6 protein-coding genes are annotated in these 7,001 nt (G+C 58.4%); 2 read left to right on the forward strand and 4 right to left on the reverse strand.

Going from position 1 to position 7,001, the window contains the following annotated elements; all coding sequences use genetic code 11:
* Positions 1-207: 207 nt before the first annotated feature.
* From VN887_03055 to VN887_03070, 4 genes are all read right to left on the reverse strand, one after another.
* Positions 208-729 (reverse strand): cyclic nucleotide-binding domain-containing protein, encoded by a 522-nt coding sequence (locus tag VN887_03055; protein HXT38979.1) that lies wholly within the window; start codon positions 727-729, stop codon positions 208-210.
* Positions 730-897: 168 nt separating this feature from the next.
* Complete coding sequence (locus VN887_03060; protein HXT38980.1) at positions 898-1,413, reverse strand: DnaJ C-terminal domain-containing protein; 516 nt, start codon at positions 1,411-1,413, stop codon at positions 898-900.
* Between the two features lie 771 nt (positions 1,414-2,184).
* Entirely contained in the window at positions 2,185-3,237 is a 1,053-nt protein-coding gene (locus tag VN887_03065; GenBank protein HXT38981.1) for a class I fructose-bisphosphate aldolase, read from the reverse strand.
* Positions 3,238-3,571: 334 nt separating this feature from the next.
* The gene (locus VN887_03070; GenBank protein HXT38982.1) at positions 3,572-4,438 is read right to left on the reverse strand and encodes a radical SAM protein; all 867 of its coding nucleotides are present in this window, start codon (positions 4,436-4,438) and stop codon (positions 3,572-3,574) included.
* Between the two features lie 559 nt (positions 4,439-4,997).
* Between VN887_03070 and VN887_03075 the strand changes: the two genes are divergently transcribed.
* Positions 4,998-5,819 (forward strand): cytochrome c3 family protein, encoded by an 822-nt coding sequence (locus VN887_03075; GenBank protein HXT38983.1) that lies wholly within the window; start codon positions 4,998-5,000, stop codon positions 5,817-5,819.
* Positions 5,820-5,852: 33 nt separating this feature from the next.
* Positions 5,853-7,001: hypothetical protein (locus VN887_03080; GenBank protein ID HXT38984.1), on the forward strand; the 1,149-nt coding region annotated here is incomplete at its 3' end.

The raw sequence follows: 7,001 nt of genomic DNA on the forward strand, positions 1-7,001 counted from the left end.
AGTCGAACGCACCTTTGCCTGGCTGGGCAATTTCCGCCGGCTGGTCGTGCGTTACGACCGCTCCCTGTTGATGTATAACGCCTTTTTCCATGTCGCCTGCCTCATCATCGCTCTCAGACACTTGTGAAACCGCTTCTAGTCGCCACACAGGCCGTGCGGCGATCACGGCCCAAGACCCGGTCAGAGCGGTTCCCTCTTCCGGATGAATCAACCGGCCGCGCCGCAAATGGCGGGCAGGTGTTCACGGGTTTTTTGTAAACGCTGGATTACGACCTCTGCCGTTCGTTTCATCAACTCATAACCAAACTCGTGATCCTGATCACAACGTTCCCTCAGGCGGGTGCCGTAAAGAAAGATCGCGCGCACCGGCTGCAGTACGCGCGCGTCGAAATGCCAATAATACGGCGGGAACAGCCATGACCATCCGAGCACGTCGCCCGCTCCTACGGTTTGTATGAACATCGTGCCGCGGTCCCTGGCGCGGGACTCCAGAACCACCTCTCCTTCCAGGAGAAGGTAAAAACGGTTGGCGGGATCGCCTTCCCTAAAAATGACTTCATCGCGCCGGAAACTGGCGGCCATGGCGCAGTCGGCCACAATTTCCAGATGCGCTTCGCTCATCCCCTTGAGGAAAGGATGGACTGCAATCTGTGTCGCGAACGACGACGACGACGACGACGGACGCCGGTCTCCATCGTTCGGTCTGAATGTTTCCGCTTCCGGTTTCATTCCGAACGCAATTACGTTCCTTTTTCCGTTGCTCGCTCCACGAGTTTTGCCGAGCACTCAACGTATTTTGCGGCCGATCGGAGGCAGTCAGGGGCGGGTCTCCCATGTATCCATCAAGAGCGCCGGGGTCAGGGCGGAGTCACAAATAATCCGTCAAACCGACTCCCGTCAATCAACGGCTGGAATCCTAACCACGACGTACAAGTCATCGCGCGAACTCCCGGCGCCAGGCAGGCCGCAACCGCGCAGGCGAAGTCTCTGCCCGTCGCGAAGCCCGGCTGGAACGTTGATCTGGACGGCTCCCTCCGGCGTTGGCACGGAGACCGTCCCGCCGAACAGGACGGTCCACGCGTTGACGCGGAGATCACAATGCAGCGCGCTGTTTTCCACGCGGAAAATCGGATGTGGCGCCAGGCGGATTCTTAAAAGGATCGTCTCGACCGATGAATGATTCACCCCTTTGCCGTTCGCAGTCCGGAAGCGAAAGAGTTGACCGTGTCGCGCACCCACGGGGATCTTGACCTGATAAGTTTCCGTCCGGACGGTTGTACCGGTGCCATTGCACGACGGGCAGGTCTGCCAGTCCAGACAACCGCTCCCCCCGCACGGTTCGCAGCCGGTTGCCTGAAACAGGATAATCGGCCGGACGGAACCGTGTATCATCTCGTCAAGAGTAACGAGCATTTCGATTTCAGTCCCCCGTGGGTCTGAATTCCGACCGTTTCGGAATCGGAAGGAAGTGTCATACGAACGGCCCGAATCTGTCTCCCCGAAACGACTGTGTCCGGCGTTGCAATTCTCTGATCCGCTCGTATTGCTCCGATTTGAGTGCCACCCGGTGGACCCGCGGACATCTCGGTGCCAGTCCGTGCTCGCTCTCCTCGGATAGGATCCACGGCGCCTGTCGCGTCCGGTCAGGACTTCGTAGGCTTCATTGATCAGTTTGAATCTCTCCTCCGCTTCGCCTTTGTCGCTCGCAACGTCCGGATGAAACTGTCGCGCGAGTCTCCGGAATGCCCTTTTGATCTCCGCATCATCGGCGGTGTCGGACACCCCGAGAATTCCGTGATAGTCTTTGAATTGAGCACGCATAAAATCCGGCGAGGAACTTCAGCACGGACTTCGCCACCGGCACGACGTCGTTTGCGCGATTCTCCACCGGCTTCAGTTCATTTTCGCACTCCTTCCAACTCGCAGCTTCGATGCCGTGCGCACTCACAGGGCCCGAATGTGAATAACTTTGTGAAAACGTTTCTAATAACCACCGCCTTGAGGAAATTATCGACGGACTCTCTGGTCGGCGTCACGTTCCTTACCTGTTCGTAGCCCCTTTGTTCCGCGATAGGTGAACATTTTCCACGAAAGACCGCCACCCGCAAAGGCTGGGGTCAAGTGGTCCTTGACTCTGAAGACGCTCCGCTCCTCGGGCTTTCGGTCCGGCACGGTGTCCTGTTTTCAGGCAACCGTGATGCTCCTGTCGAGGTAAACGTCCTGGATGAAGTTCAACAAGCGGATACCTTCCTTCATGGGACGCTGAAACGCCTTGCGGCCTGAAATGAGTCCTGTGCCACCGGCGCGCTTGTTGATGACGGCGATCTTCACGGCGTCGGCAAAATCGTCCTTTCCAGCTTCGCCTCCCGAATTGATCAGGCCGGCGCGGCCCATGTAACAGTTGGCCACCTGGTATCGGGTCAAGTCAATCGGATGATCGGTGGTCAACTGTGTATAGACCAGTTCGTGCGTCTTTCCGAACTTTTCGAGCGCGCGATAGCCGCCGTTGTTCGTCGGCTGCTTCTGTTTGATGATATCCGCCTCGATCGTGACGCCAAGGTGATTGGCCTGTCCGGTGAGGTCGGCGCTGGTGTGATAATCTTTGTCCTTCTTGAAAGCTGGATTCCTCAAATAGCACCAGAGCACGGTCGCCATCCCCAGTTCGTGCGCCCGTTGGAACGCCTTGCTTGTCTCGATGATTTGATGGTGTGACTCGGGTGACCCGTAGTAAATCGTTGCGCCGACGGCCGCTGCTCCCATCCGCCATGCCTGCTCGACCCGCGCGAAATAGATCTGGTCGAAGGAATTCGGATAGGTCAGCAATTCATTGTGATTCAACTTTACCAAAAACGGAATTCGATGGGCGTACTTGCGCGAGACCGCGCCCAGCACGCCCAGCGTCGAGGCTACCGCGTTACAGCCGCCCTCAATGGCGAGCTTCACAATGTTCCCGGGGTCGAAATAGTCGGGGTTCGGAGCAAAGCTTGCCCCGGCGGAATGCTCGATGCCCTGATCCACCGGCAGGATGGACAAATAACCGGTCCCAGCAAGACGGCCGTGGTTGAAAATCTGCCCCAGGTTCCGCAGCACTGTGGCCGGACGGTCCGTCTGCGCGTATACCCGGTCAACGAAATCGGGACCCGGCAAATGCAGCTTTTCCCTTGGGATGGTCCTGCAATCGTGCTCGAGCAGGCTTTTCGCGCTGTCACCCAGTAATTGTTCAAGTTCAGCATGCATTTTTCTTGGATGTGCCGGTTGACGCTTGTCCGCGCGGCCTAGTCTATATGGCCCCGGGCGGAGCACAAGCAGACTGTATCCTTAAACTGGTTTCCGCTGGTCACGCTGCCGAACCCGACGGGCGCCTTGCAAGTCACGAATGACGCGGGCGACCCCGATTCCCGGTTCTTCACGGTAACTGCACAGTGATCCTATCGCGGCTCCAAGGCAGACAACTACCTCGCATTGATGCACCAGAACACTCCGCATGCTTCAGAAGCAATTAAACAGCGCGGCGGACCGGCCGCGCGGACGACACGCAGCCCGGCGGTTCAGCGTGCCGTCGACCAGACGGTCAGAACACTTCGGCTTTCAGTCCGGTCACGGTTTTGACCAAACGCGCAATCCGGGAGAGGCTCTTGAGAGGCAGGTGGCCGCATTCGGAATGCGGAGTCGGGCGTGTCGCGGAGTAGATTTGCACGAGCGGTATTTGCGCACCACCTGCCTTTAACTCGCTCAAACGTCTGACGTATTCATCCAACTCCTCACTGGGCGGTTCCTGGCCATTCAACATCGGAAACAGGCTTTGGATCACGACCGGCCGCTGCCGGGCAACCAAAAGGATGTTCGCCAGCACCTTCTCCAGCGGGCAATCCGGCCGGTTCACCCGGTCCATGTACGCCTGGGTCCCGGCGTCCAGCTTGGCCCAGACCTCGTCCTGGGCCGTGAAGAATCCCAGGCCTTTCTGCACCTGCGGCAGGTCCAGTCCGGCCGCGTTGGTGATGAGCACGATTTTGAAAAAGGGAAACTTTCCCAGTGCGCGGATGTGCATGACCGCATGAACAGCCTCGATAAAACCCGGGCAGGTCGTCGGCTCGCCATCGCCACTGAGCGTGACGTGGCGCAGTTTGAGCAGTTCGGGCGGGGCGTTGCGATAGGCCGGAAGGTCGCGGAGCTGGCCGGTGTGCGCCAGGGCCAGCGTCTCTTCCAGCTCGGCGCCCATCACGTCCACGTTCAACTCATTCGTGCTCACGGCATCGGCGCGGCTTACCTCACAATACGCACAATCGAAGTTGCAGTGTTTGTTCGGATTCATGTTCACGCCGATGGACAACCCCCGGGCGCGCGGCGAGACCACCGTGTACACGAAGCGGTTGTTGAAAAACTCCCGTGGACAACCAAACGCCGTAGCGCGCGGAGAAAGCCCGGGGGGGCTCGACACGGGCGCCCGGTTTTCCCGTTCGCACGAGGGAATGGGCTTTGACTCACCCGCAATAGGCGACAGCAGTGTTTGCATTGATATACACATACTGGCCGCTCGCGGCAAACACTCCACTGAAGTTGGCGACTCCTTTGCGTTTATTGCTGGTCCCCTTCGTCAATAACCGCAAGCGTGCGCAGAGCGCCGGACCAGGTAGGCGTTGGCAAATTTAAAAGGCGCGCGCAAAGACATGGCTTGACGTAATGACACTTTACCGCTCTGATCGCTCATAATCAGCCGCAAGGGTTGTAAAGCAAACACCGATCGTTGTGCAGAGTCCGCAATTGCTGGACACGTTACCTTGCATGCCCGGCGGGTTCGAAGAGAGAAACCCGGAAGGCCCATGCAGGTTTACGCCCGTGGCCCTCCGCCCGCCACGGCGCGTGAGACCCACGACAAACCAACGAACGTTTAACAAAGGACAAAAGAGGTGAAGCGCGCATTCGCTCAGCCGCCTATTTTTGGCGCGAAATGAACGTCTCGGACAACCTCAGAGGCCTTCCGAAAATCAGGTGAACCTATGAGAACTCCATTGAATAATCCGCACGCCGAGCGCGGTGATTCGCGTGAAGGCAAGGTCAGTCGCCGGAGACTCGTTGCCGTTGCGTCGGCCGTGGTGGTGACCGTGGCGGCCATTTCCTGCGCCACGGTCACGCGCACCGTGATGGCGCCGCCGGCCATTCCAGGGGCAACCTTTGTCGGTTCGGACACCTGTGCGCAATGTCACGAAGTCATCACTCGTGATTTCAAAACTGCCACGCACGCCCGGTTGAAGGCGCCGGGTGACAACGCGAAGGACGTCGGCTGTGAGTCATGCCACGGCGCCGGCAGCATCCACAATGCATCCGGTGGCGCGCACGGCACGATCGTGAATCCGCGCAAATCTCCGGAGACCTGTTTTCAATGCCATCTGGACAAGCGCGGGCAGTTCAATCTGCCGCACCATCACCCCGTCCTCGAAGGCAAGGTTAGCTGCGGGGACTGTCACAACCCGCACAAGGGCCCCGCCGTGAAGGCCGGCGGGACATCGTTGCTTTCAGAAAATGAGACCTGCGGCCAGTGCCACACGGCGCAGTTCGGGCCGTTCGTGTTCGAACACGAGGCATTGCGCGAGGGCTGCACCACCTGTCACGAGCCGCACGGTTCGGTCAACGCGAAGATGCTGGTTTCACGCAATCAGACGCTCTGCCTCAAGTGCCATTTCCAACGGCAAGCCACGCCGGGCAGAATCCTCATTGGCGGACAGGATCACACGTCGTTCCTGAGCCGCGGCACCTGCTGGAGCGCGGGCTGTCACGAGGCGGTGCATGGCTCGCAAATCGGATCATCCATGCGCTTTTAAGCCCGCAACCAACGCTGACAAAAAGGACCTCAGATGAAAACGACCTTCAAAACTGACTGGTGGAAGCGAGGGCAAGGGGCGGGCTGCGTCTTTGCCGCCTCATGGCTGATCGGTTCATTGATGGCGGTCGCCCAGGAAACGCCGGCGCCGAAGACCGCGGGTGACAAACAGCCGGCTGCGGAAAAACCGGCTGAAACGACAGATCAGACGGCAACCGAGTATAACAACTGGATTACGCTCGGTGTCGGCAGCACGTTCATTGACGGCGACAAGGCGTCGTTCATGCGCCGCGAACAAATGCGGAAAGGGCCATTTGGAGGCGTGGAGGACTTTCATTGGGAAGAGAACGTCGGCAAGAAAGGCATCTTTCAAATTGACGGTCACGGCATTTTTGACAACCACGACTACTCCATACAATTGGGCCTTTCCGATCCGGACAAGGGTTACCTTCGCGCAGGCTACAACGAATTTCGCACCTGGTATGACGGCAGCGGCGGATTTTTTCCGCAAAACGGCCAGTGGTTTTCGCTATACGACAACGAACTGCATATTGACCGGGGTGAGGCTTTTTTCGAAGGCGGGCTGACGCTGCCGGACATTCCGCAGATCACTTTCCGTTACGCGCACGAATTCCGCAAAGGCCCGAAGGACTCGACCGAATGGGGTGATTCAAATCTCACCGGCGGATTTGGCACGCGCGCGATCGTGCCGACGTTTCTAAACATCGACGAGAAGCGGGACATTTTTCAAGGTGATGTGAAGCACACCATCGGCAACACGGACGTGGGCCTGGGTCTCCGGTACGAGATTCTCGATAATAACAACTCGCGCGAAATTCATCGCCGTCCCAACGAGCCGACGGCCGACCGGTATGTGACGCAAAAGGACGGTTTGAAGGAAGACATGTTCAACGTGCATGGCTTCACAGAGACACGGTTCAACGAAAAAGTCGCGCTGACACTGGGAGGGTCCTTTACCACGCTCGATACCGACATTTCCGGAAGCCGGATTTATGGCACCAGCTACGACCCCGTGTATGATCCGGTCTATGCGCGCCGACAACAGCGCGACGAAGGATTCATGGATCTGTCGGGCGGCGCGAACATGAAACAGTACGTGGCCAACCTTAATCTCATGGTGACGCCGCTTGATAACTTCGTCGTCGTGCCAAGTCTCCGTGTG

It is taken from the genome of Candidatus Angelobacter sp., assembly GCA_035607015.1.
Classification (GTDB): domain Bacteria; phylum Verrucomicrobiota; class Verrucomicrobiia; order Limisphaerales; family AV2; genus AV2.